A 25,233-nucleotide genomic window follows, 5' to 3' on the forward strand; every position below is an offset into this window, starting at 1 on the left:
GACAATGGAACTCACCACCGTCTGGTTCAGCCTGATCGCCGTCCTCTGGGCCGGCTACTTCCTCCTCGAGGGCTTCGACTTCGGCGTCGGCATCCTGCTGCCCGTCCTCGGCCGCGACAACCGCGAGCGCCGCCTCCTGATCAACACGATCGGCCCGGTCTGGGACGGCAACGAGGTCTGGGTGATCGTCGCGGGCGGCGCCACCTTCGCCGCCTTCCCCGAGTGGTACGCCACCCTCTTCTCCGGCTTCTACCTCCCGCTCCTGCTCATCCTGGTCGCGCTGATCATCCGCGGCGTCGCCTTCGAGTACCGCGGCAAGCGCGACGACGACACCTGGCGCCGCCGCTGGGACTGGTGCATCATCGCCGGCAGCATCCTCCCCGCCGTCCTCTGGGGCGTCGCCTTCGGCAACATCGTCCGCGGCGTCCGGCTCGACGCGGCCCACGAGTACACCGGCGGCTTCTTCGACCTGCTCAACCCGTACGCCCTGCTCGGCGGCCTGACCACGCTGGTCCTCTTCACCCTGCACGGCGCGGTCTTCCTGGCCCTCAAGACCGACGGCGAGATGCGCACCCGGTCCGGCGCGCTCGCCGCCCGCCTCGCCCCGGTCACGGTCGTCGTCGCCGCCGCGTTCCTGCTCTGGACCGGCCTGTCGAACCGCGACGCGATCGGCGCGCTGCTCAGCCTGGTCGCGGCCGTCACCCTGATCGCCGCTTCGGTGCTGATCCGGGTACGCCGTGAGGGCTGGGCGTTCCTCGCCACCGCCACCACCGTCGTGTTCGCGGTCTTCGCCCTCTTCGTCACGCTCTTCCCGAACGTGATGCCCTCCACGATCGCCCCCGCCAACAGCCTCACGGTCACGAACGCGTCCTCCACCCACTACACCCTGACGGTGATGACCTGGGTGGCCGTCATCTTCACCCCGATCGTCCTGATCTACCAGGGCTGGACCTACTGGGTCTTCCGCAAGCGCCTCACCATCGACCACATCCCCGGTCCTGCCACCTCGCCCGAGCCGGTGCCCACCGCGAGTGGGCCGGCGTGAAGCCGTTGGATCCGCGGCTGCTGCGGTACGCCCGTGGCAGCCGCACCTTCCTCGCCGCCACGGTCACGCTGGGCGTCACGCTCGCCGCGCTGATCGTCGCCCAGGCCACGCTCCTGGCCTCCGGCATCACCGCGGTCTTCCTGCACGGCGCCGACCTGACAGACCTCCTCCCCACGCTGGCCTGGCTCTGCGCCGTGGTCCTGGCCCGCGCCGCCGTGGCCTGGGCCCAGGAGACGGTGGCCGTCCGCTCGTCGGCCGCGGTGAAGTCCGAACTCCGCCAGCGCCTCCTCCACCACCTCGTCGCCCTCGGCCCCCTCCGCTCACCCGCGCCCGTGCCCGTCGCGCCCACGGCCGGTACTGCGGCGCCCGTGCCCGTCGCGCCCACGTCCGGTACTGCGGCGCCCGTGCCCGTCGCGCCCGCCGCCGGTCCCGCCGTGGCTGCCGGGACCGGTGACGTCGTCGCACTGGTCACCCGGGGCCTGGACGCGCTCGATGCCTACTTCGCGCGGTACCTGCCCCAGCTGGTCCTCGCCGCACTGGTGCCCGCCGTGGTCCTGGCCCGCCTGTTCCCCGCGGATCTGATCGCCACCGCGACCATCGCGATCACCCTCCCCCTGATCCCGGTCTTCATGATCCTCGTCGGACTGCACACCGAGTCCGCCAACCGCCGCCAGTTCCGTCTGCTCGCCCGCCTGCAGCACCACTTCCTGGACGTGGTCGAGGGCCTGCCCACCCTGAAGATCTTCGGCCGCGCCCGTGCCCAGGCCGAGACGATCCGCCGGGTGAGCGACGAGCAGCGCCGCCAGACCATGCGAACCCTGCGTATCGCCTTCCTCTCCTCCCTGGTCCTGGAGCTCCTCGCCACCCTCTCGGTGGCCCTGGTCGCCGTCGGCATCGGCCTCCGCCTGGTCGAGGGCCGCCTGGACCTGACCACGGCCCTGCTGGTGCTGATCCTGGCGCCGGAGGCCTACCTGCCCCTGCGCCAGGTCGGCGCCCACTACCACGCCAGCGCCGAGGGCCTGGCCGCCGCCGAGGAGGCCTTCACCATCCTGGAGACCCCCGCCCCGAGCCACGGAACGTCGTCCGTTCCGTCCCTCGCGTCGCGGGGGATCGCGTTCGAGGACGTGGTGGTGCGTTACCGGGAGCGGGACGCCCTCCGGCTGTCGACTCACATCGAGCCCGGTGAGATCGTCGCGCTCACCGGCCCCTCGGGCTGCGGCAAGTCGACTGCTCTGAACGTTCTGCTCGGCTTCGTCACCCCCGACTCCGGCCGGGTCACCGTCAACGGCACCGACCTCTCCGCCACGGGCCTCTCCGCCACGGGCCTCTCCGCCACGGGCCTCTCCTCCATGCGCCTTTCCTCCGTGGACCTCTCCTCCATGGACCCCTCCGCCTGGCGCGCCGGGATCTCCTGGGTCCCGCAGCGCCCAGCGCTCTTCGCCGGGACGATCCGCGACAACATCGCTCTCGCCCAGCCCGCCGGTGACGTCACCACCGCCGCGAAGCTCGCCGGCGCGCACGATTTCATCGTCGCGCTGCCCGAGGGATACGACACCGTCCTCGGCGACGGCGGCCAGGGCCTCTCCGCCGGCCAGCGTCAGCGGCTCGCCCTGGCCCGGGCATTCCTCCGTGACGCCCCGCTCGTCCTGCTCGACGAGCCGACCGCCAACCTCGACACCGAAACGGCCCACGACATCATGAACGCCATCCGCCGCCTCTCCGCCGGTCGCACGGTGATCATCGCCGCCCACCGTCCGGAATTGATCGCCCTGGCCGACCGGGTCCTCGACCTCTCCCCCCAGCCGGCGGCGACGCGATGACCACGGCGTCCCGTGGCGCTGACGCGATGACCACGCCGTCCGCCGGCGTAGAGGCAGGGGGCGCGCCGTCGAGTGCCGGTGCGCGTCACGTCGGGTGGGTGCGGCTGCTGTGGCGGGCTTCGGGTCCCGCGAGTGGTGGGCTCCTCCTCGCGGTGCTCGCCGGGGCCGGGGCGGCAGGCGCTGCGGTCGGGCTGATGGCGGTGTCGGCGTGGCTGATCTCGCGGGCCGCGTTGCATCCGCCGGTGCTGCACCTGATGGTCGCCATCGTCGCTGTTCGGGCGCTCGGGCTGAGCCGGGGGGCGCTCCGGTACCTGGAACGGCTCGCCGGGCATGACGCCGCCCTGCGGGTGCTCGGGCGGCTCCGGGCCCGCATCTTCACCCGGCTGGAGGTGCTCGCCCCGGCCGGCCTCGCGAACTTCCGCCGTGCGGACCTCGCGCAGCGCCTCGCCACCGACGTCGACGCCGTGCTCGACATGCTGACCCGGGTGATCCTGCCCTATGCGGTAGCCCTCCTCGTCGGACTCGGTTCGGTCCTGCTCATCGGTGCCTTCTCCCTTCCCGCGGCGGCGGCTCTCGGCGCCGGGCTGCTGCTGGTCGGTGTGATCGTTCCGCTGCTGCAGGGCCGGGCCGCGCGCCGGGCCGACGGACGGCTCGCCCCGCTGCGCGGCGAACTCGCCACCGGGACCGTCACCCTGCTGCACGGGCTGCCGGACCTCGTCGCCCACGCCGCCACGGACGCTCACCTCGACCGCCTGGCGGCCACCAGTGCGGCCCTGCGGAAGGCGGAGCAGCGGTCCGCGGCGATGGCCGGTGTCTCCGCTGCCGTCACCGCCCTGGCCTCCGGTCTGTCGCTGATCGTCGGCCTGGCCGCGGGCGCGGTGGCTGTCCGATCCGGATCACTCTCCGGCGAAATGCTCGCGGTCATCGTGCTGACCCCGCTCGCGGTCTTCGAGAACGCCGCGGGCCTGCCGGTGGCCGCCCAGCGCTTCGCGTCCGCCCGCGCCTCGCTCCGCCGCCTGGCCGAGATCCTGTCGGCTCCGGATCCGCTCGCCGCGGCTCCTGCCCTTCCGCGGCCGCGTGATGGTGAACCTGAAGGTGGAGAGCTCGCGGCGGTGGCGGAGCGAGGCGGGGCGCTCCGGTCCGCGACGTCCGGCGCAGGCGTGCCGGCCATCCGGATGGACGGTGTCGGCGCGCGGTGGGTGGCGGGACGTCCGGTGCTCCGGGACGTCGATCTGGTGTTGCGACCGGGGGAGCGGGTGGCGCTGGTCGGGCCCAGCGGGTGTGGGAAGAGCACCCTCGCGGCGTTGCTGGTGCGGTTCCTGGATCCGGTTGCCGGGCGGATCACGATGGAGGGGACCGATCTGCGGGAGATCGCTCCCGACCGGGTACGGAAGGTCATCGGTTACCTCCCCGAGGACGCTCATCTGTTCGACACCACTATCGCCGCGAACCTGCGCGTCGGACAGCCGGACGCCCCCACTTCTGCGTTGCGGGCTGTCCTGGTGAAAGCACGCCTGGCTGACTGGGTTGACAGCCTGCCGGATGGCCTCGAAACCCTGGTGGGAGAGCACGGGATGGCCCTGTCCGGCGGGCAGCGCCGCCGCCTCGCACTGGCCCGGGCACTGCTCGCCGACTTCCGGGTGCTGATCCTCGACGAGCCCACCGAGCACCTGGACGACGAGACGGCGGCCGCCCTGACGCGGGACCTGCTGGACGCCGCCGGTGACCGTACGGTCCTGCTGATCACCCACCGCACCGACCTGCCGGACAACCTCGACCAGATCGTCCACCTGGACTCCGGGACCGCCACCACGGTGCGAAACACCGTCCCCGCGGCAGTGGGCGGGCGCGCTGGACACTCCTGACCCTGCTGGTCACATCTGGACCACCTGGGCGGTACGCCGGATCCCGTGACCGGGTGCCCGCCCGAGCCACTCGCCGCCCGCGGATCGCCGGCTCCGCCGGCCGGGGTTCGTTCGTGGACCCGGTCGGGCGGTACCCCGCGGGCGGTGAGCCGGCGGTCCGGGGCGCCTCGGCCGGCCCGGCTGGCGAATTCGGGGTGTCTCGGGCCGGTCCGGCTGGCGATCCGGGGTGTCTCGGGCCGGTCGGCTGGTGGTCCGGGGTGTCTCGGGCGCTCCGAGTGACCCGTGAACGCCAGCCGCGCCGGGAAAGCTGGCGCTCACGGGTCACTCCAGCCCGCCGACACACCCCTCACCACCAGCCACCAAGATCAAACCCGCAGTTGATCATGAAATGTTGATCAAGTCCGGCCAGACGGGGCCCACCCCGACCGGGGGAAACCCCCATCCCTAACGGAACAGTGGCACAAAACGGTGATCTTGGCCCGGGGCCCTGTGGATAAACCCTGGCTGTGGATAACCCCCGACCCGGACCGTGACCGAGAACGCCCACCCCGCGACCCCCGCCATCGACGATCCCGCCGGAATCGACCAGCGGGGGTCACTCCTGTCGGGTAGCCCGCGGGTGCGACGGTCTGGTTACGCTCGTGCCCGTGTCGAACGGACGGGGAGATGGCGGGCGGGAGCCGGTCATCACGGTGGACATATATGCAGCGCTCTATACCGAACGCAAGGTCTCGCTCTCCGAGGTGCCCGCTCTCTACGCGGCCCTCGGGGACTGGAACGCGGCGTTCACCTGGAACGACTGTGAGGACGAGGTTCTCATCGTCAACGTGGGGGAGGACTACTCCACCGCGACGATCCTGACGGCCGGGTCGTTCTACGATCTAGATCGTGGGGAAGGGGCCCCGGCGGAGGTGGGGTGGGAGCTGACCGAGGACGGGGAGTCGGTCTACATCGAGATGGCCGGCGATGTCACCGAGCACCCGATCGGGCTGGTCTCCTCGCGGGCGACCGGGCTCGAACTGCTGATGCGGATGCCGGACTTCGCCTCCGTGGTGGAGCGGTACCGGTGGCGGGTCGAGGAATGAGACTGCTCTAGTCTCCGGCGAGTGGACTCAGTGGAGGAACGGCGTCGGCGCCAGGCGGAATTGCAGGCGGAAGCCGAGGCGGTGATCGCGGATCTTCGGCTTGTCGACCTGCTGGGGAAGGCCGGGGAACCGCACCGGGTGGGTAGCTCGCGACTCGGGCTGATGGTGTGGCGCGATATCGACGTCACTGTCGTGTGCGAGCAGTTGGACGAGGCCACGGTCATCGCGATCGGGGCGGACCTCGCCGGTCATCCGGACGTACGGGAAATGGTCTTTCGGAAGGACGTCGGGCGGTGGAATGTCGATCCGCGGTACCCGGACGGGCTCTATCTGCGGCTGAGCTATCGCCGGGATGGTGAGCAGGAGTGGAAGCTGGACGTCTGGTTCGTCGACGAACCGGAGCGGCAGCCGGATCTGGGGCACGTCCGTTCGTTGCCGGAGCGGCTCACGCCCGCGGCGCGGGACGCCATTCTGGAGATCAAAGAGGCGTGGGCCGGGCGGCCGGAGTACGGGTCCGCGGTGACCAGTTTCGGTATCTACACCGCGGTGCTGGATCACGGCGTCGACTCGGTGGCGGCCTTCGAGGCGTGGCGCGCCGAACAGTGACGCGTGGCCGCGCCGAGCGGCAGTGCGGGGCGCGCCCGGGCGGTAGGGCATGACGTGCTCCGGCTGGGCAGTGCATGGCGCGCCGGGGGGTAGGGCACAGCGCGCCGTGCTCCACTGCCACACTATTGTTACTGTAAGCAAACACAACCGGTGGATAGTGATCTATTTCACAACACCCACAGGAATGGTGTCCGGGGCCCGGAATTGCCGGGGCCCGGACACTGTGCGGGTGCTATGAGCAGCACTGATTGCTGATGGTAGGTGCGATAAACAATCGATTGACGTACGCGTAGTGGGCACGTTGCGGCGTGGCGCGTCGCGTGCCGCACACTTCTGAACGATCGATGCCGGTACCGTGCCGCCGTGCTCGACGACCACGCTCGAATTGTTGCTGAACGTTACCGCCTGGTAGGCCAGATCGGCCAAGGCGGCATGGGCCGTGTCTGGACGGCCCGGGACGTGCTACTCGGGCGGGACGTCGCGGTCAAAGAGCTCGTGCCGCCGTCCGGGCTGACCCCGGTCGAGCTGGAGGCGATGCGCGAACGGGCGATCCGCGAGGCGCGCGCCATCGCCCGGATCGATCAGCCCAACGTGGTCCGGGTCTTCGACGTGGTCTACGACGACGGCGAGCCGTGGATCGTGATGGAGCTGGTGCCGTCCCGGTCGCTCTACGACACCCTGCAGGCCGAGGGGCCGATGGCACCGGAGCGGGTCGCCAAGATCGGGCTGGGCGTGCTCGGTGCGCTGCGGGCCGCCCACCGCGCGGGGCTGCTGCACCGTGACGTGAAGCCGGGCAACGTGCTGCTGGCCCACGACGGGCGGGTGGTCCTGACCGACTTCGGTATCGCGACGGCGGCAGGGGACTCCAGCATGACGAGCACCGGCATCGTGCTCGGCTCACCCTCCTATCTGGCGCCCGAGCGCGCGCTGGACGGGGATGTCGGGCCGGCGGCGGATCTCTGGTCGCTCGGGGCCACGCTGTACGCGGCGGTCGAGGGGAAGCCGCCGTACGCGAAGAGTTCGCCGATGGCCACCCTGGCCGCGCTGGCGACGGAGTTGCCGCCGCCGCCGTCACGTGCCGGGGCGTTGCGGCCGGCGCTGGTCGGGCTGTTGCAGCGGGATCCGGCGCTGCGGGCGGACGTGGAGACGGCTCGCCGGCTGCTGGTCGCGGCGACCGTCCCGAGCATGCCCGCCGGGTCCGAGGTGACGGTGTCGTTCCCGCCGGCCTTCGCGGGCGGGAACGCGGGTACGTCGGCCAGGCTGGTCGCGCCGCAGTCGCCGGCCGCGCCGAGCACTCCGGCACCGCCGGCCGGGCAGCAGCCGGCACCGTCGGCCGGGCAGCAACCGGCGGCGGGTCCGCGCGGGCCGCAGAAGCCGCACCGTCCGTTGCCGCTGGGCGGAGTGGCTGCGGCCGGAGCCGCGGCCTATCTGACGTCGACGACCTCACCGGTCCGGTTCGGCGCGATTCCGGAGTTCGGCGGCCCGCAGGCGCACGGCGGGAGTGCGGGCGGCCCGCAGGCGCATGGCGGGAGTGCGGGCGGTGTGCAGGCGCACGGCGGGGGCGCGGGCGGTGCGCAGGATCATGGTGTCGGCTTCGGGGCTGCGGAGGCGGAGGAGCTGGGAACCGAGCCGCTGGAGGCGCTGGACGACGAGCCGGAACTCGGGCCGGAGCCGGATGGTGGGCAGCCGTCTGCCGTCGATCCGGAGGATCTGCCGGAAGCGCCGGCGGCCGGAGGGGCGTCCGCCGTCCCGGAGCCGCCGGCCCTCGCCGCCGCGCTCCAGGTCGGCCTGGATGCGCTGGAGCCGGGCCGGGGCACCCCGGAGTTCGGGCGTGGCGGGCCGGAATTCGGACGGCCCGGGCGGGCCGCACCGGAGTTCGGGCGGGGTGGGTCGGAGTCCGGGCGGGGTGAGCCGGGAGTCGAGGGGAGCGCGGCCGGGGCGGGCTGGAACGACCCGGCCGGTGTGGCGCGCTACCGGACCGGTTACCGGCCCGGCGATGGGGAGGAGCCCTCGAACAAGCCGGCGATCGCGCCGCCGCGGACCGTGACCGTCACTCGGCGGCGTCTCAGCCGGCGGGGTGTGATCGCGCTCGTCTCGGCGCTGGTCATCGCCGCCGGGATCGCCACCCAGCCGCTGATCTCCGCGGCGCTCGCCGACGAGGAGACCGGCGTGTCGACCGTCGTCGCCGCGGCCGGGACCACCGCGCCGGCGCACGCCGCCACCCAGAAACCCGGGACCGCGGCGAAGCCCTCGCGCACCGGTACGAAGGCGGGGCCGACCACCGTGGTGACCAAGACGAAGAAGCCGAACGCCGCGGCCACCACCGCCACGGCGACGGCCACCGCGACCACCGACGAGACGGACGCGGACACCGACACGGTCACCGGGTACCAGGTCAAGAGCATGGGTACGGGTACGTGCCTCTACGCGCCCACCGAGACCGGTTCCGTTCAGCTCTGGGAGTGCAACGACTCGGACGGCGAGAAGTTCAGCTTCGACTCGGACGGGACGATGCGGGTGCGCGGCCGGTGCGTGTCGATCGCGGGGACCGACGACGGGACCACGCTCAAGCTGGCCACCTGCAGCGGATCGAAGGCGCAGCTCTTCACGTACAACAGCTCGTTCGACATCGTCAGCGAGTGGGCGTACAAGTGCGTGGACGTCCCGGACGGCAGTACCGCGAACGGCGTCATCGCGCAGATCTGGGAGTGCGAGGGCACCGACAACCAGAAGTGGTCCATCTGACCGGCCCGGTGGCGGGCCTGCCCCGGGGACCGGAGACGGGACGGGGGAGGCCGGAGCCGTGGCGGGGATGGGACGGGGGAGGCCGGAGCCGTGGCGGGGACGGGACGTGGACGCCGGAGCCGTGGCGGGCCTGCCCCCAGAGCCCGCCCGGTCCGTGCGTCGACGAGGTCAGTCCAGCGTGGCCAGGTCGATGTAGCAGCCCACCGCGCGGGTGTCGCTGCCGTCGGCCACCGTGTCGCCGTCGACGATGATCTTGCAGGTGGCGGTGTCGCCGTCGGCGGCGAGGACCGTGACGCTGGCGCGGCCCTGGAGCTCCTTGACGGTGACCGTGGTGGACCACGGGGTGACCGCGTTGGCGAGCGAGGACGTGTTCCAGGTGATCTTCAGGGCGGTGTCGCTGCCGGTGTCGGCCTCGAAGCGGATCTCGTGGTCGGCGAACGCCCGGTACGTGAAGAAACCGGCGGTCAGCAGCACGGCGACGGAGGCCGCCACCGCGATATAGGCACGGGCCGGGGACCGCTGGGGTCCCGTGCCCGGAGAGGCATGACTATCGATCATGGCCGGGAAGGATAGGAGTCGCGGGATACGGCGATGATTCGGCCAGATGTCCGGATCGGGCACGGTGCTTCCGGCGGCCCGCGCGGGCGTGTAACAAGAGAGCCATGCTGATCTACCTGGACTGTGACACGGGGATCGACGACGCGGTGGCGATCGCCTACCTGCTCGCGCGGGAGGGCGTCACCATCGGCGGGATCGGGACGGTGAACGGGAACACGTCTGCGGTGCAGGCGGCGGCCAACACCCTGGGACTGCTCACCCTCGCCGGGCGCGAGGACATCCCGGTGGCGGTCGGCGCCGGCCGCTATCAGGGCGGGGCGCACGGCGCACACGGGGACAACGGCATCGGTGGCGTGGTGCTTCCGGCCCGGGCGGTGCGCGATGGCCGTACCGGAAAGGAGATGTTGAAAGATCTTGCCCGAGAACACGCGGGTGAGCTGCACGTGATCGCGACCGGCCCGTGCGGCAACCTGGCGGAGGCGCTGGTGGAGGCGCCGGAGATCACCACGCAGGTGGCGTCGGTGACCGTGATGGGCGGGGCGGTGCGCGCACCCGGAAACCGCACCCCGGTCGCCGAGTCGAACATCGCCGACGACCCGGCGTCCGCGCAGATCGTGTTCGACGCGCCGTGGCCGGTGACGCTGGTGCCGCTCGACGTGACCATGAACCACTGCTGGTACGAGCCGGACCGCGACGCGCTGATCGAGACCGGTGACCGATTGAGCATGGCGATCGCGGGCATGCTGCCGACCTATTTCAACTCCTACGAGCCGCGGCTCGGCGAGCGCCGGATCCCGCTGCACGACCCACTCGCGGCGGCGATCGCGCTCGGCGACGTCACCCCGGACGACGCACCCGAGCTGGGGATTCGGGTCGATCCGGGGACCGGGCAGACGATCGAGGACCCGGGCGCGCCGAACCGGCTGCGCGTGGTGCTCTCGCTCAAGGAGCCGGCCGGGCCGATGCTTCTCAGCCGTATCACGCGGGACCTTCGGCCCTAACTGATCAGTTTCCCGGCGAGCAGGGTGGAGGTGACGCAGGGAGGATCTGATGACGACAGCGTGGCGTGGCTTCCGTGGTTCGGACTGGCGGGACGGCATCGACGTGGGTGCGTTCATCCACGACAACGTCGTGCCCTACACCGGCGGACCGGAGTTCCTGAGCGGGCCGACCGCCCGCACCGAGCGGATCTGGGGCAAGCTCCAGGCGATGTTCCCCGAGGAGCGCGAGCGCGGGATCTACGACGTGGACACGCACACGCCCTCGTCGCTCACCTCGCACGCGCCCGGCTACATCGACGAGGGCGACGAGCTGATCGTCGGCCTGCAGACCAGTGCGCCCCTGCGGCGCGCGATCATGCCGGCCGGCGGTCTGCGGATGGTCCAGCAGGGATTGGCCGCCTACGGTTATTGCCTGGATTCCACCGTACGCACGATCTACTCCCAGTACCGCAAGACGCACAACGACGGTGTCTTCGACGCGTATCCGGCCGACGTGAAGGCGGCGCGCCGCTCGCACATCATCACCGGATTGCCGGACGCCTATGGCCGCGGCCGGATCATCGGGGACTATCGGCGGGTCGCGCTCTACGGGGTGGACCGGCTCCTTTCCGAACGCAAAGAGCGCAAGGCCTCTCTCGACGCCTCCCTCAGCAGTGAGGACGTCATCCGGGATCGCGAGGAACTGGCCGAGCAGATCCGCGCGCTCGAGGATCTGCGGTACATGGCGAGCCGCTACGGATACGACATCAGCGGGCCGGCCACGACCGGGCGCGAGGCGATCCAGTGGCTGTACTTCGCGTATCTCGGCGCCACCAAGGAGCAGAACGGCGCGGCGATGTCGCTCGGCCGGACATCCAGCTTCGTCGACGTCTATCTGCAGCGGGACATCGACGAGGGCACGCTCACCGAGGAGCAGGCGCAGGAGCTGATCGACGACTTCGTGATCAAGCTGCGCATCATCCGGTTCCTGCGGACGCCCGAATACGATCAGCTCTTCTCCGGCGACCCGACCTGGGTGACCGAGTCGCTCGGCGGCATCGGGTGCGACGGGCGGCCGCTGGTCACCCGGAGCAGCTTCCGGTACCTGCAGACGCTCTACAACCTGGGGCCCGCGCCGGAGCCGAACCTGACCGTGCTCTGGTCGCCGGCGCTGCCGGACGGGTTCAAGCGGTTCTGCGCCCAGGTGTCGATCGACACGAGCGCGATCCAGTACGAGAACGATGATCTGATCCGGCCGGCGTACAGCGACGACACGGCGATCGCGTGCTGCGTCTCGGCGATGCGGGTCGGCAAGGACATGCAGTTCTTCGGCGCGCGGGCGAACCTGGCGAAGGCGCTGCTCTACGCGATCAACGGCGGTCGCGACGAGATGAGCGGGGAGCAGATCTTCGATGCGCCGCCCATCACCGATGACGTCCTCTCCTTCCCCGATGTCATGGAGAAATACGACAAGACGCTCGACTGGCTCGCGTCGACGTATGTCAGCGCGCTCAACGTCATCCACTACATGCACGACAAGTACGCCTATGAGCGCCTGGAGATGGCCCTGCACGACCACCCCGTGCACCGGTTCCTCGCCACCGGGATCGCCGGGCTCTCGGTCGCCGCGGACAGTCTCGCCGCCATCAAGTACGCCCAGGTCAAGGCGCTGCGCGACGAGAACGGCCTGGTCGTCGACTACGCGATCGACGGCGAGTTCCCGGCGTTCGGCAACAACGACGACCGGGCGGACGCGATCGCCGTCGACCTGGTCGAGCGCTTCATGGAGAAGATCCGCAGGCAGCCCACGTACCGGAACGCCGAGCCGAGCCTGTCGGTGCTCACCATCACCTCGAACGTCGTCTACGGCAAGCACACCGGCAACACGCCCGACGGCCGCCGCGCCGGTGAGCCCTTCGCGCCCGGCGCCAACCCGATGAACGGCCGCGACAAGCACGGTCTGGTCGCCGCCGCGCTCTCGGTCGCGAAGCTGCCGTACCGCTCGGCCCGTGACGGGATCTCGCTCACGACCACGGTCACCCCCGACGGGCTCGGCCACAATCGTCCGGATCGGATCACCAACCTGGTCGGCGTCCTGGACGGGTACACCGACGGCGGCGGCTTCCACCTGAACGTCAACGTCCTGAACCGGGCCACGCTGGAGGACGCGATGGCGAACCCTTCGGAATACCCGCAGCTGACCATTCGGGTCTCCGGTTACGCGGTCAATTTCGTCAAGCTCACCGTCGAGCAGCAGAAGGACGTCATCTCGCGGACGTTCCACGGCTCGCTATGACCGCGGTCGTGAAAAGCAGCGTCGGCAGCCTGCATTCGTTTGACATCTCCACCGGTGTCGACGGGCCGGGAACGCGATTCGTCGCGTTCCTGGCCGGCTGCCCGCTGCGCTGCCAGTACTGCCACAGCCCCGACACGTGGTTCCGGCGCAGCGGCAAGCCCATCACCGCCGACGCTCTCATGGCCGAGATTCAGCGCTACGAGCGCTTCATCAAGATCTCCGGCGGGGGCGTCACCCTGAGCGGTGGCGAGCCTCTTCAACAGACTTCCTTCGTACGCTCGATCCTGCATTCCTGTCACTCAAAAGGTATTCACACGGCCCTGGACACCAGCGGCTTCCTCGGGGCCCGTGCCGACGACTCGCTATTGGCGGATGTCGACCTCGTTCTGCTCGACATCAAGTCCGGCGACGAGACGACCTACCGGACGGTGACGCGTACCGGAAGATTGGCTCCCACCGCGGCCTTCGCCCACCGCCTCGGCGACCTCGGCAAGCCGATCTGGGTGCGCTTCGTGCTGGTCCCGGGCTTGACGGACGCGGTGCCGAACGTCGAGGCGGTCGCCGCGCTGGCCGCCTCGGTCCCCACCGTCGAGCGCGTCGAGGTCCTCCCGTTCCACCGCCTCGGCGTCGGCAAGTACGAGGCCCTGGGCATCCCGTTCCCGCTGGCGACCACCGCCGCCCCGGCCCCCGAACTGCTGGACCGGGTGCACGCCCAGTTCCGCGACCACGGCCTCACGGTCTACTGACCCGCCCATGATCAGGCGGCCGCGACATCGGCCGGCCGGCCGGGAGGTGAGGCGAGGCGACGTGGGCGCCCGGGAGGGCGGGGCGGCGCCGGTAAAATCTTGATCATGCCTGCCGCCGATCATGCCGACAGACGCCTGCGCCGCAAGTACGCGTCGCCGATGCGTGAGGCGGCCGCGGCCGCGACCCAGGCCCGGATCTACGAGGCCGCCGCCCGTCTCTACGCCGAGCGGGGCTATCTGGCTACCACGGTCGCCGACATCGCCCGGGAGGCCGACACCTCGGTTCCCCGGGTGAGCCTCGCCGGGTCCAAGGCGAGCCTGCTCATCGCGGCGTACTGCCTGCGGGCCGGCGGCGACCCGCAGGCGCGGACGATCTCCGACGCGAACGTGGTGACACGGATACAGAGCCTGCCGGTCGACGAGGCGCTGCGCAGCTACACCGAGTGGCTCTTCGACTTCCACGAGGCCACCGCCGGTCTCCGGATCGCTCTGCGCGAGGCGGCACCGGGCGATCCGGACGTCGCCGGCCTGCTGGTACGGATCGGCCGCCAGGGGTTCGAGGAGTGCCGGGAGGCGATGACCTGGGCGCGATCGCAGGGGCTGTTGCACGGCGACGTCGACCTCGACGATCGGGCGCACGCCTGGATGGCTCTGGGCAGCCCGGAGAGCTGGAGCCATCTGGTCGGCGCCGGCGGTTGGGACAAGGGGAAATACAGCGCCTGGCTGTTGCGTACGTTCCCGGCGGCCGTCTTCGGGCCGGCCTGACGACGGCCGCCGGGGATGCCCTGACCGTCAGGCCGGGTTCTCGACGGCCAGCAGCCCGGTGACGTCGGCGTCGGAGAAGGAGATGTCCTCCACCTCGTCACGGAAGACGGCGAGCGGGTGCTTGAAGTCCGGTCCCAGGCCGAAGCCGGGCGCGGCCACCTCGTACCCCATCAGCTTGAGCAGGTCGTCGTCGAGCGTGGCGGCGACCTCCGGCGGGACCACGATGTACTGGTTCTCCTCCTGCCGCAGCCAGCCGACGCAGTAGGCGAGGTTGACGGCCTGGCGCGGCTTGCCGGAACGGTTGGACGATCCGGCGTGGTAGGTGGATCCGAGCCAGAGCAGCACCGAACCGCGCTCCATCTCGGCGTATTCGACCCGGTCGTCGGGGTAGGTGGCGCGGGCGCCGTCGAGGTGGCTGCCGGCGACCACCCGGGTCGCGCCGTTCTCCTCGGTGAACGCGGTGTTGAGCGGCCACATCGTGCTCAGCTCCACCTCGAAGCCGGGCGGGAACGGGAACGGGTAGGCGTCCTGGTCGCGGTGCAGGCCCTGGGGCGACTCGCCGTCGCCGATCGAGATGAGCTGGGTGTTGCTCAGCTGGATCGCGTCGCACTTGGCCATCACCTGCTTCGCGACCTCGAGGATCAGCGGGTGCATGATCAGCTTCTGGACGCTCGCCGAGCGGGCGATCAGGTTGGGTACGCGTACCGTCCTGTAGCCGGCGAAGGCGAACGTGCCCGGTCGTCCCGCCTCGATGTGCGGGTCCATCTCCGTCGTGATGTCGTCGAGCACCTCGGTCGGCACGGCCTCGGTGAGGATGCAGCCGCCGTCGCGCCGGATGAGCGCGGTGATCTCCTCGGCGGTCGCGGTGGTGGCGGAGATTCTGACGAGAGCCACGATGGGCTCCTTTCCTGGGTTTCTCGGAGGTGGATCGGCCGGTCAGGCCGGGGCGAGGCGGTCGAGCATCGCCGGGACGTCGAAGAAGAAGACGTCGATGGCGTCGATCCGGCCGTCGGCGACGACGTACCGGTCGATCACCGGCACGTCGAGCGCCTCGTGTGCCGGCGTCGCGGGAAAGCGCATGGCGGTCGTGCGGAACACCACGTCGCCGTCGGCGGCGTAGCTGTCGGGGGCCGCCGTCACCGGGGCACCCGCGGCCTCGGCGAAGGCGACCAGGGCCGCGGTGCCGGCCACGCACAGGTCGCGGATACCGCGGCTGCCGCCGGTGAAGGTGCCTCCCCAGGGCAGCGCGGGCGTCTCGCGGCACACCGCGCCGGGCGTCAGGTAGGGGTCGACCGCCGCCTGCACGACGTCCGGGTCGCCACCCGCGGCCATCGCGCCGGCCAGGGCCGCGTTGTACGCCCGGACCAGGGTGATGTTCTCCATCGGAGCTCCTTCCTCGTTCGGCTTCCAGGGAAGCCAGCCGGGCGGCGCACCGTCAATGGATGCAACACACAATTGACTGTACGGAAATATAGCCAATTCTCATCACGGCTCTGACCTGCACTTTTGCCGCCGATGTCGGTGTCCGGCGGTGAAGCCACCCCGCTTCGGCAATCGGACGAATGCGGACTCAGTGGTCCAAAAGTAATTCGCTATATGTCCGTACAGTTAAATCTGTGTTGCTCCGCGCCGGAATCGTTGACGGGTCGCACCGGGCGCCGTTTACCTGTTCCCAGTTCGTTTCTCCGCCGAACGTGGCCCACAGAGAGGCAATAGAGTTGGTCGACCAGTTGAACGTGTCCGAGATAGTCGCGGAAAGACCCTTCCCTCAGATGACCCGAAAACGCTTCATCGGCTTCCTCGTCACCATTTTCGCGACCACCTATGTGGTGTTCTCGGCGATGGTCGTCATTCCGGTGATCGGCAACTTCTACGAGCTTTTCGGCGACAACCTGCTGATGGTCAACTACATCGTCTCGGGCGGCCTGCTCATCGCGATCATCGCCAACCTCGTCGGCGCCCGGCTCATGCGGCGGGTCAGCAAGCGGACGCTGCTGATCGTCGGGACGGCGGTGTTCACCGTATCCAGCTCCCTGCAGGTCGCGGTGCTCGACGTCGCCTGGATCGCGGTGATGGCCACCCTGACCGGGGTCGGCTGCGGTCTCGTCGTCGTCGCCGCGCCGGCCCTGCTCTCCGAGGCGTACCCGGACGAGAAGAAGCGCGGCACGATGCTGGGCTGGTACAACGCGGCCGGCGCCGCGGTCGGGGCGGCGTTGAGCGCCGTCGCCGGGGTGATCGCCGCCGGCTCCGGCTCGTGGACCGCCGTGTACCGGCTCTACCCGATCTCCGCTCTGGTCCTGGTCCTCGCCATCGTCTTCGTCCCCCGGACCCCGACCGGCCGTGAGCTGCATGAAGCGTCCGAGGCCGTCACGGTCCGGGAGAGGGTGCCGTTCCTGCCGATGGCCGGCCTCGGCGCCGCCGGGTTCGTGCTGAGCCTGGTCTACATGGTGCCGGTCTACCTGATCGCGCTGCTCGTCGCGGAGAAGGGGCTCGGCGACGAGTCGGTCAGCGGCCTGCTCTCCTCGGCCACGACGCTCGGCTCGGCCCTGGGATGTGCGGCGTTCGGCCTGATCTACCGGCGGATCGGCCGTGCCGCGGCCACCGTCGCGTTCGCCGTGATGGCCGTCTCGGTCGCACTGCTCGAGGTGACGAACGTGGGAGCGGTGGCGGCCGGCTGCTTCCTGCTCGGCGTCGCCTATGGCATCGGGTTCGTCTACTACACGGTGCGGGCGACCGCGATCGTGCACCCCTCACGGGTCCCCGACGCCCTGGCCGTCTCGTGGGCGGCCATCAACCTCGGCGGGTTCGCCTCGACGTACGCGGTGAGCGCCGCCCAGAACGGCCTCGGCATCGCCACCGTCGGCGGTGTCCTGCCCCTCCTGCTCGGCCTGGTCCTGGTGGCCACCGTCCTGTCGATCGGCTTCGGCGTACGCGCCCTCACCATCAAGAAAGCGGCGAACCGATGAATCTCGAGGATCTCCCCCGCGAGCTGGACGGGCTCACCCAGTTCGCCAAGCCACCGTGCCACGAACTCGACGGCGAGCGGTTCCACCTCGTCATGGACAGCGGATTCGACATCGACCTCGAGTTCGGCCGCGCCATGTGCGTCTGGAACGGATGGAGCGCCGAGTACCACTGCGTGAAGGCGGACGACGACACGTACCTGGTCACCTTCATCGCCGACCCGGACGGCGTGCGGGAGTGCCACTCGTTCGTGCTCGACCTGGAGCAGCGCCTCGTCACCCACCACACCTGCGCGGCCGGCCGCAATCCCCGGCACCCGCTGCTGATGACCGACACGTACGACTTCGGGGCGATCGAGACCGAGGGGTACGCGCTGCCGTACCGGCGGCACTGCTTCACCGGCGATCTGCTCGGCACCCAGGTCCAGTGGCACTGGACGACCGACCTGGTCTCCCGGCACGCGTACCTCGAGCCCAGCTTCTACCGGGTCACCTGGGAGGAGGGCGGCCGGATGGAGGAGACCTTCGACGAGGAGATGTCGATGATCCCGGCCACCGACGAGCTCGCCCGGTACATCAAGATCAAGGATCGGATGTACCTGTTCGTGGTCACCGAGGAGAAGGTCGAACGGCTTCTCGGCGACAACCAGCCGTTCCGCAGCGACAGCATGCTCTTCATCGAGAACTTCGACCGCATGTTCCACGTCGGCCGGGCCTTCGGCGCCATGATGGTCGGCGGCGTGCCGGAGCCGCTCTACATGATCTACGGCGCGTTCGGGAAGCCTCTCGAACTCCCGGAGAAGCTGCTCTCCCTCCCGAACCGGTACACCGTCTGATGCGGAGCGAATCTGTGACCCTGGCCAACACCGGCGAACAACACGGAATCGGGCAGTACCGGTTCCCCCGCAGCTATTTCCTGACCGGAAAGTCGTACGGTCTCACCGCCGCCGACGGCGCCCGGATCCGGCTCGAATTCCTCGACCGCGAGCGCGTCCGCATCGATGGCGAACTGTCCTTTTTCGACTGCGTCCCAGCGGCCGAGGACGTCTATTTCGTCAGCCTTCTCGTGGCGGCACGATTCATCGTTCTCGACCTGAAACGCGGCCACGCGGTCGTCGTCGACGACACCCTCGCGTTCTTCGCGATCGATGGCCTGCGCGACGCCGGCGACATCGCCGCCGGCCTCACCGACGAGATGACCGGCACGTCGGTGCGCTGGCACCTCGGCGCCGAGCGCTACCTCGACCAGCAGTACGTGAGCGACAAGGAGAGCCGGCTCGCCTGGTCACCCCGCCCGGACAAGGCGCGCTCCTGCCGTACGGCGTTCGCCGCTCTCGGCGACGGCCTGTTCCTGATCGAGGCGGACAACCACGCGGTACCGGGACTCGACGTGCCCCAGGGCCTGGCCCGGCTCGTGATGGTCCAGGACTTCCATCGCGTACTCGTAACGGGATGTGCCTACTCGTCGGTGTTCAACGACCGGATCCTGTTCTCCGGCTACGGCGAGTTCGCCGGTCGGTAGGGAAGACGATGCGCTACCGCCAGCACCTGCACGGCCGCACCCACCAGTTCGACGGGCTCGTGGAGGTGATGGCCAAGGCCACGCCCCTGCGGTCGGGTGACGTACTCGCCGGGTGTGCCGCCCGCACCGACGCCGAACGTGCGGCGGCCCGCTGGGTCCTCGCCGACGTGCCGCTCGCCGCGTTCCTGAACGAGCCGCTGATCCCGTACGAGACCGACGACGTCACCCGGCTCATCGTCGACGGCCACGACGCGGCCGCGTTCACTCCGGTCGCCGGCCTCACCGTGGGCGAATTCCGGGAATGGCTGCTCACCGTGGCCGCCCGGCCCGGCGCGAGCGCGATCCTGACCGCGCTCGCGCCCGGGCTCACCCCCGAGATGGTCGCGGCCGTCGCCAAGCTGATGCGCAACCAGGACCTGATCGCGGTCGCCGCCGCCACCAGCGTCGTCACCGCGTTCCGCACCACGCTCGGCCTGCCCGGCCGGCTCTCCACCCGGCTGCAGCCCAACCATCCCACCGACGACCGGGCCGGGGTGGCCGCCGCGCTGCTCGACGGTCTGCTGCTCGGCTCCGGTGACGCGGTCGTCGGCATCAACCCGGCCTCGGACAACCCGCGGACGGTGGCGGGCCTGCTGCACCTGATCGACGACGTGCGGGAACGCTACGCGATCCCGATGCAGTCCTGTGTGCTGACGCACGTCACCACCACCGTCGACCTGATCGGCCGGGGCGCCCCGGTGGATCTGGTGTTCCAGTCGATCGCCGGCACCCAGGCCGCCAACGCCGGGTTCGGTGTGGAACTGCCGATGCTCGCCGACGCGAAGGCCGCCGCCGAGGCGCTGAACCGCGGCACGGCCGGCCGGAACGTCATGTACTTCGAGACCGGGCAGGGCTCGGCCCTCTCCGCCGGCGCGCACCACGGCGTGGACCAGCAGACCCTGGAGGCGCGTGCGTACGCCGTGGCCCGCGCCTTCGACCCGCTCATCGTCAACACGGTGGTCGGTTTCATCGGGCCGGAGTACCTCTACGACGGCAAGCAGATCCTGCGCGCCGGGCTGGAGGACCACTTCTGCGGCAAGCTGCTCGGCGTCCCGATGGGCGTCGACGTCTGTTACACCAACCACGCCGAGGCCGACCAGGACGACATGGACACGCTGCTCACGATGCTCGGCGTGGCCGGCTGCACGTTCGTGATCGCCGTGCCCGGCGCCGACGACGTCATGCTCGGCTACCAGTCGACCTCGTTCCACGACGCGCTCTACGTGCGCAAGGCCCTCGGGAGACGGGCGGCCCCCGAATTCGAGGAGTGGCTCGACCGGACCGGATTGCTCGCCGCGGACGGCGGCATCCTCGCCGTCGACCCGGCCTCCTGCGCCCTGCGGGCGATCGCCGCATGAACGACTTCTGGACGCCGCTGCGGCGGACGACTCCCGCCCGTATCGGCCTGGGACGCGCCGGGAACGGTGTCTCCACCCGGGCGTTGCTGGAGGCCGGAGCGGCACACGCGCTGGCCCGCGACGCCGTTCACCGCGCGCTCGACCACGCCGCCCTGGTCGGGGAGCTCGCAGCGCTGGGCGCCGTACACGTGGCCTCGGCGGCGCCGGACCGTGCCACCTATCTCACCCGGCCCGACCTGGGCCGCCGGCCGGACCCGGACGTCCCGCTGCCCCGATCGGCCGGGCCGGTCGACCTGGCCGTCGTGCTCGCCGACGGCCTGTCGGCCACGGCGGTGCACCGTCACGCCGTACCGCTGCTGCGGTCTCTTCTCGCGGCCCTTCCGCCGGGCACCACCGTCGGGCCGCCGGTGGTCGCCACCCAGGCCCGGGTCGCGCTCGGCGACCATGTGGGCCGGGCCCTCGACGCCGCGATGGTGCTGGTCCTGATCGGTGAACGCCCCGGCCTGTCCTCCGCGGACAGTCTCGGCGCGTATCTGACGTGGTCCCCGAGGCCGGGCATCGCGGACTCGGCCCGCAACTGCGTCTCCAACATCCGCCCACCGCACGGCCTCTCCTACGCGGCGGCGGCCCGCACGCTCGCCGGGCTGATGGCGGGTGCCCGCGAACTCGGCACGACCGGCGTACGGCTCAAGGACCTCGGCCCGGGCAGGGAGCTCGGCCCGGGCAGGGAGCTCGGCCCGGGCAGGGAGCTCGGCCCGGGCAGGGAGCTCGGCGGCTGACGTCCTCAGCGATTGGCCGACAGTTCGTCGACGCCCTCCCGACGACCGCCACCGGCAAGATCCTCAAGCGCGATCTGTCCTGATCGCCGTCGAGGATGATGGCAGCGTGTAAAACAAATGTTATACGCTGCTGAGGTGGGGTATGACTGGCTGCCGGAGGCGTTGCGAGCACTGCGCGGTGTCGAGGTGTCCGAGGTCGGCCAGGTGCTCGGTGCGCCGCGGCGCATGCCGATGGCCGCCGAGTCGGCCGGTGTCCGGTTCCTCACGATCAGCGGGCGCACCCGCGCCGGGCGGCCGCTGGTCATCGCGGTCCGGCTGCTCGGTGGCCTGGACCAGCAGATCATCGGCGCCCGGGCGATGAGCCCGGACGAGCTCGCGCGGTTCGAGGCATGGGAGGCGTCGTCATGACGGAGCAGCACACCCCCGACCAGGTTGCGGCCGCCGCCGCGGCGTTCGCCGGGGGCGACGTGACCTATCACCCGGCCACACCGGTGCAACTGCCGCCGCCGGCGGAGTCCGAGCCGACGGTCACCATCGCCCTCCGCGTCCCGGCGTCGCTCGCGCAGCGCACCCGCCGGGCCGCCGAGACGCAGGCCATCACCCTCTCGGAGCTGGTGCGCGGCTGGATGGAGATGGGCCTGACCGAGCTCGACGCCCCGGACAAGACGGTGTCCCTGGCAGAGCTGCGCCGGGCCATCGCCCACGCGGCGCAGAGCACCCGCGCCGCGTAGCGACACTCCTCAGGGCCGGGCCGTCAGGTGGGCCTCGCGGCGCAGGGCGTTGCGGGCGGCGACCTGCTGGGTGGTGATGATCGCCTCGGAACGGGACCGGCCGAGGAAGCTGACCATCCAGCGGAACAGGACGGTCGTCTTGTTGCGCAGGCCGTACAGGTACCAGAGGTGCACGCCGATCCAGATCAGCCAGGCAGGCGTTCCGGCGAGCCGGATCCGGCCGAGGTCCGCGATCGCGAAGTGGCGCGACACCGCGGCCAGGTTGCCCTTGTCGAAGTAGGCGAACGGCTTCACGGCCCGGCCACCGGCCAGGCGGCGGGCGATGGTGCGGCCCGCGTACCGGCCGCCCTGGATCGCGACCTGGGCGACGCCGGGCAGGCCGTCCAGGCTCATCGCCTCACCCAGTACGAAGATCTCGGGATGACCGGGCACGGTGAGGTCCGGCTCGACGAGCACCCGCCCGACCCGGTCGACGGGCGCTCCGGTGGCCTCGGCGAGCCGCCCGGCCACGCCGGTCCCCGCGACGCCCGCGCACCAGATCTTCGTCATGGCCGCCTCCGTCGCCGTGCCGTCGGCCGTCTCGATCTTCACGCCGAGCGCGTCGAGGCCGACCACGCGGGCGTTGAGCCGGACGTCGACGCCGATCCTGCGCAGCCGCCGCTCCGCCGTGGCCGACAGCCGCGCGTCGAAGGTCGGCAGGATCCGGTCGGCGGCGTCGACCAGGATGATCCGGGCCTGCCGGGGGTCGATGTTCCGGTACTGGCCGGGCAGGGTCCGGTGGGCGATCTCCGCGATCTGCCCGGCCATCTCGACGCCGGTCGGCCCCGCGCCGGCGACCACGAAGGTCAGCCAATGCTCGCGTTCCGCCGGGTCGGCGGCCCGTTCGGCCATCTCGAAGGCGCTGAAGATCCGGCCGCGGATCTCCAGGGCGTCGTCGATGGTCTTGAGGGCGGGCGCGTACTCGGCGTACTCGTGGTGACCGAAGTACGACTGGGTCGCCCCGGCGGCGACGATCAGCGAGTCGTACGGCAGCCGGTCGGTGGTGACGCCGTCCCCGGCCCGCACGGTGACGGTCCGCGCGACGGGGTCGACATCGGTCACCGTACCCAGGACGAACTCGGTGTTCCGCTGCCGCCGGACCGCCTCCCGGACCGGGACCGCGACCTCGCCGGGGGAGAGGATCCCGGCGGCGACCTGATAGATCAGCGGCTCGAAGATGTGATGGTTGGTCCCGTTGATCAGCGTGACGTCCACCGCCGCCCGCTTCAGGGCGCGAGCCGCGTACAGCCCGCCGAACCCCGCTCCGACGATGACGACGCGATGCCGTGCCTGACCCGTCATGCTGCTCTCCTCCGTGCCTCGCCGCGCGGCGGTCGGCTCTCGCGCCGCCCGCCGCTGACAGGACGACGTCCCGGGGCCGGATGTGACGGATCTGGATGTGTCGTACCTGACAGGCGATCGCGGTTGCGGGATCCGTCAGGTCGCTGATCGGCCGGGCAGCGTGCGGCGGTTTCGCCGAAGGAGCCTGGTGAGCCAGCCGAGTCGGCCGGGACCTGAAAGGGGTACTCGCGGTACCGTCGTCGCTGTCGCTGCTGACCGCGAGTTTCCCCGAGGGGCACCGGCGGGCCAGGGCCGTCGCCGCCTACAGCGCGGCGTTCCTGCCGATGTCCGCGGTCGACTTCGTGGTCGCGCTGCGGGTCAACCGGGTCGTGGGCCGTTTCGGCGCGACACCGGTGCTGACCGCCGGTCTCGCCGTCACCCTGGCCGGGATGGTGTGGCTGAGCCGCGCCGGCGACGACAGCGGCTACCCGGTCGCCGTGGCACTGCCGATGGTGCTGATCGGTGTCGGTCAAGGGCTGGCGTTCGCACCGTTGACCTCCGCCGGGCTGGCCGGGGTGGCGGGCACCGACGCGGGCGCCGCCTCCGGCCTGGTCAACACCTTCCACCAGGTCGGCAGCGCACTCGGCCTCGGCGTGCTCACCTCGGTCGCCGCCACGTCCGCCCTGGTGGACCGGGTCGGCACCGCACTGACCGGCAGCGCCGTCATGCTGCTGATCGCGCTGCTGCTGGTGGTGATGCTGATCGCCCGCGGCCGGTCCCGCCTCGCGCCGCCCGCCGAGGGGAGTACTGCCGGTACCCTCCCCGGCATGCCCTCCCTGCAACGCTGACCAGGGTGTTTGCTGAGCTCCTGACCGGCGCTCGCCGTGGCGACGCCATCGTTCCAGGCATGACCGGCATCCCACCCAGCCGACCGTCACAGCAGCGAGCCGGGTCTGGTCAGCGCCGCATCCAGTCGGCGCGCTGTTTCACCTGTCCGTGCCGCGTCAGCCGGCCACCACCACGATCCACGCAGATCTCGCCGGCTTCCCGATCGATCCAGTAGCTTTGCCCGGCGCCGATGAAGGTCGGCTCTTCCAGATAGAAATGGTGATCCACGACGTTGACGAGGATCAGCCGATCAGCAGTCCCACGCTCGACCATCTCCACCCTCTCGCCCCGGCGCCACACCCCACGACCTCGGCAAGCGTACGTCGGTCGACGCCCCTCATCACGTACGACCAGACGCCACCACCGCCCTTCGGAGACCTCCATCCTCGGGCGTTCGTTCCGGTGGCGCTGTCCGCCTCCATCACCGTGATCCCTGCTCCGGTCGGGTTCGTCGCCGGGAGCCGGATGCACGACCAACGATCAGCCACGCCGACACGGCGCGCCCGACCAGCGGCAGTTGCGGACGTTCTTGTCGGAGGGTCGTGCCAAAATCCCGCCCATGCCTGAGATCGTCACCGCAGCGCTGGTTCGCGAAGGTCAAGTCCTGCTCGTCCACCGAAGTCCGAACAAACATGCTTACCCGAACGTGTGGGGTCTGGCGGGTGGGCACATCGATGCAGGCGAGACGGAGCTGGCTGCGCTCGCAAGGGGGTGCACGAAGAACTGAGCGTACAGATAGCAACAGGGTCGGCCATTCATTTGTGTAGGCTGGTTATAGGCCACGCAGAGGAACCTGTGCGCTTGAGTGCCTGGATCGTCAGTGAGTGGACGGGCACACCGACAAACGCCGCTCCCGATGAGCATGACGAGATCCGTTGGTTCCAGCCGGATGAGTTACCTACTCTCGCCCACGAACCCGTACGCACGGCGTTGATGGAAGCCATGCGGGGAACCCGCGCCTAAACCGTCAACGCTCAGTCTCATCGGACACATCCGGGAGCCGATCTGCCGCGCTGGCCGTCACGCTCCGGAACCTGTCAAGTCAACTGAGACAGTTTCTTGATTTTGTTTAGCTTTGTGCTGGTGGAAGGCTCGTCGCCGTTGTGATGGTGGCCTGGCCGG

Annotated in this window: 23 protein-coding genes and 1 pseudogene; 19 read left to right on the plus strand and 5 right to left on the minus strand. The window is 70.6% G+C overall.

Going from position 1 to position 25,233, the window contains the following annotated elements; all coding sequences use genetic code 11:
- The first annotated feature begins 4 nt into the window (after positions 1 to 4).
- The 6 genes from cydB to AB0M08_RS40750 all read left to right on the plus strand — a co-directional run bounded on the left by cydB (position 5) and on the right by AB0M08_RS40750 (position 9,166).
- The gene (gene cydB / locus AB0M08_RS40725; RefSeq protein ID WP_364505618.1) at positions 5 to 1,045 is read left to right on the plus strand and encodes a cytochrome d ubiquinol oxidase subunit II; all 1,041 of its coding nucleotides are present in this window, start codon (positions 5 to 7) and stop codon (positions 1,043 to 1,045) included.
- Entirely contained in the window at positions 1,042 to 2,865 is a 1,824-nt protein-coding gene (gene cydD, locus AB0M08_RS40730; protein ID WP_364505619.1) for a thiol reductant ABC exporter subunit CydD, read from the plus strand. Before cydB ends, cydD begins: the two co-directional genes overlap by 4 nt.
- A gap of 98 nt (positions 2,866 to 2,963) precedes the next feature.
- Positions 2,964 to 4,730 (plus strand): thiol reductant ABC exporter subunit CydC, encoded by a 1,767-nt coding sequence (gene cydC / locus AB0M08_RS40735; protein ID WP_364505620.1) that lies wholly within the window; start codon positions 2,964 to 2,966, stop codon positions 4,728 to 4,730.
- A 647-nt stretch (positions 4,731 to 5,377) separates the two neighbouring features.
- Entirely contained in the window at positions 5,378 to 5,815 is a 438-nt protein-coding gene (locus AB0M08_RS40740; RefSeq protein WP_364505621.1) for a hypothetical protein, read from the plus strand.
- Positions 5,816 to 5,836: 21 nt separating this feature from the next.
- On the plus strand, positions 5,837 to 6,421 hold the full coding sequence (locus AB0M08_RS40745; protein WP_364505623.1) for a hypothetical protein: 585 nt from the start codon (positions 5,837 to 5,839) through the stop codon (positions 6,419 to 6,421).
- 363 nt (positions 6,422 to 6,784) lie between these two features.
- Positions 6,785 to 9,166, plus strand: a complete 2,382-nt coding sequence (locus tag AB0M08_RS40750; RefSeq protein WP_364505625.1) for a protein kinase — start codon at positions 6,785 to 6,787, stop codon at positions 9,164 to 9,166.
- A 168-nt stretch (positions 9,167 to 9,334) separates the two neighbouring features.
- Here the strand turns inward: AB0M08_RS40750 and AB0M08_RS40755 are convergent, their stop codons facing one another.
- Positions 9,335 to 9,724, minus strand: coding sequence for a hypothetical protein (locus AB0M08_RS40755; RefSeq protein ID WP_364505627.1), 390 nt, complete (start codon positions 9,722 to 9,724; stop codon positions 9,335 to 9,337).
- 104 nt (positions 9,725 to 9,828) lie between these two features.
- On the opposite strand from AB0M08_RS40755, the gene AB0M08_RS40760 reads away from it, so the two are divergent.
- The 4 genes from AB0M08_RS40760 (at position 9,829) to AB0M08_RS40775 (ending at position 14,511) form a co-directional block, all read left to right on the plus strand.
- Positions 9,829 to 10,725 carry a nucleoside hydrolase gene (locus tag AB0M08_RS40760; RefSeq protein ID WP_364505629.1) on the plus strand — a complete coding sequence of 299 codons (897 nt, stop codon included), beginning with the start codon at positions 9,829 to 9,831 and terminating at the stop codon, positions 10,723 to 10,725.
- Between the two features lie 49 nt (positions 10,726 to 10,774).
- On the plus strand, positions 10,775 to 13,000 hold the full coding sequence (gene pflB / locus AB0M08_RS40765; RefSeq protein ID WP_364505631.1) for a formate C-acetyltransferase: 2,226 nt from the start codon (positions 10,775 to 10,777) through the stop codon (positions 12,998 to 13,000).
- An 8-nt stretch (positions 13,001 to 13,008) separates the two neighbouring features.
- Complete coding sequence (pflA, locus tag AB0M08_RS40770; protein WP_364505633.1) at positions 13,009 to 13,746, plus strand: pyruvate formate-lyase-activating protein; 738 nt, start codon at positions 13,009 to 13,011, stop codon at positions 13,744 to 13,746.
- Between the two features lie 105 nt (positions 13,747 to 13,851).
- Entirely contained in the window at positions 13,852 to 14,511 is a 660-nt protein-coding gene (locus AB0M08_RS40775) for a helix-turn-helix domain-containing protein (RefSeq protein WP_364505635.1), read from the plus strand.
- Positions 14,512 to 14,538: 27 nt separating this feature from the next.
- Here the strand turns inward: AB0M08_RS40775 and AB0M08_RS40780 are convergent, their stop codons facing one another.
- Together AB0M08_RS40780 and AB0M08_RS40785 are read right to left on the minus strand one after the other, a co-directional pair.
- A complete protein-coding gene (locus tag AB0M08_RS40780) occupies positions 14,539 to 15,405 on the minus strand; it encodes a phytanoyl-CoA dioxygenase family protein (protein ID WP_364505637.1) in 867 nt (288 codons plus the stop codon).
- A gap of 42 nt (positions 15,406 to 15,447) precedes the next feature.
- On the minus strand, positions 15,448 to 15,894 hold the full coding sequence (locus AB0M08_RS40785; RefSeq protein ID WP_364505639.1) for a hypothetical protein: 447 nt from the start codon (positions 15,892 to 15,894) through the stop codon (positions 15,448 to 15,450).
- A gap of 389 nt (positions 15,895 to 16,283) precedes the next feature.
- On the opposite strand from AB0M08_RS40785, the gene AB0M08_RS40790 reads away from it, so the two are divergent.
- From AB0M08_RS40790 to AB0M08_RS40820, 7 genes are all read left to right on the plus strand, one after another.
- Positions 16,284 to 17,477 (plus strand): MFS transporter, encoded by a 1,194-nt coding sequence (locus AB0M08_RS40790; RefSeq protein ID WP_364505641.1) that lies wholly within the window; start codon positions 16,284 to 16,286, stop codon positions 17,475 to 17,477.
- Positions 17,474 to 18,310, plus strand: a complete 837-nt coding sequence (locus tag AB0M08_RS40795; protein WP_364505643.1) for a MoaF N-terminal domain-containing protein — start codon at positions 17,474 to 17,476, stop codon at positions 18,308 to 18,310. The genes AB0M08_RS40790 and AB0M08_RS40795 overlap by 4 nt, the downstream gene beginning before the upstream one ends.
- Before the next feature lie 14 nt (positions 18,311 to 18,324).
- Positions 18,325 to 18,996 (plus strand): MoaF N-terminal domain-containing protein, encoded by a 672-nt coding sequence (locus AB0M08_RS40800; protein ID WP_364505645.1) that lies wholly within the window; start codon positions 18,325 to 18,327, stop codon positions 18,994 to 18,996.
- An 8-nt stretch (positions 18,997 to 19,004) separates the two neighbouring features.
- Positions 19,005 to 20,393: an ethanolamine ammonia-lyase subunit EutB gene (locus AB0M08_RS40805; RefSeq protein ID WP_364505647.1), complete on the plus strand. Its 1,389-nt coding sequence runs from the start codon at positions 19,005 to 19,007 to the stop codon at positions 20,391 to 20,393.
- The gene (eutC, locus tag AB0M08_RS40810) at positions 20,390 to 21,172 is read left to right on the plus strand and encodes an ethanolamine ammonia-lyase subunit EutC (RefSeq protein WP_364505649.1); all 783 of its coding nucleotides are present in this window, start codon (positions 20,390 to 20,392) and stop codon (positions 21,170 to 21,172) included. The genes AB0M08_RS40805 and eutC overlap by 4 nt, the downstream gene beginning before the upstream one ends.
- 135 nt (positions 21,173 to 21,307) lie before the next feature.
- Positions 21,308 to 21,580, plus strand: coding sequence for a hypothetical protein (locus AB0M08_RS40815; protein ID WP_364505651.1), 273 nt, complete (start codon positions 21,308 to 21,310; stop codon positions 21,578 to 21,580).
- The gene (locus AB0M08_RS40820; RefSeq protein ID WP_364505653.1) at positions 21,577 to 21,903 is read left to right on the plus strand and encodes a hypothetical protein; all 327 of its coding nucleotides are present in this window, start codon (positions 21,577 to 21,579) and stop codon (positions 21,901 to 21,903) included. Before AB0M08_RS40815 ends, AB0M08_RS40820 begins: the two co-directional genes overlap by 4 nt.
- Positions 21,904 to 21,912: 9 nt before the next feature.
- Here AB0M08_RS40820 and AB0M08_RS40825 read toward each other — a convergent pair whose 3' ends face one another.
- Positions 21,913 to 23,244: an NAD(P)/FAD-dependent oxidoreductase gene (locus AB0M08_RS40825; RefSeq protein ID WP_364505655.1), complete on the minus strand. Its 1,332-nt coding sequence runs from the start codon at positions 23,242 to 23,244 to the stop codon at positions 21,913 to 21,915.
- 323 nt (positions 23,245 to 23,567) lie between these two features.
- On the opposite strand from AB0M08_RS40825, the gene AB0M08_RS40830 reads away from it, so the two are divergent.
- Entirely contained in the window at positions 23,568 to 24,071 is a 504-nt protein-coding gene (locus AB0M08_RS40830; RefSeq protein WP_364505657.1) for a hypothetical protein, read from the plus strand.
- A gap of 109 nt (positions 24,072 to 24,180) precedes the next feature.
- On the opposite strand, the gene AB0M08_RS40835 is transcribed toward AB0M08_RS40830, so the two are convergent.
- The gene (locus tag AB0M08_RS40835) at positions 24,181 to 24,390 is read right to left on the minus strand and encodes a hypothetical protein (protein ID WP_364505659.1); all 210 of its coding nucleotides are present in this window, start codon (positions 24,388 to 24,390) and stop codon (positions 24,181 to 24,183) included.
- Positions 24,391 to 24,670: 280 nt separating this feature from the next.
- Between AB0M08_RS40835 and AB0M08_RS40840 the strand changes: the two are divergent.
- Positions 24,671 to 25,074: pseudogene (locus AB0M08_RS40840) on the plus strand (NUDIX domain-containing protein).
- Positions 25,075 to 25,233 lie beyond the last annotated feature (159 nt).

The organism is Actinoplanes sp. NPDC051851, from assembly GCF_040681165.1.
GTDB lineage: Bacteria > Actinomycetota > Actinomycetes > Mycobacteriales > Micromonosporaceae > Actinoplanes.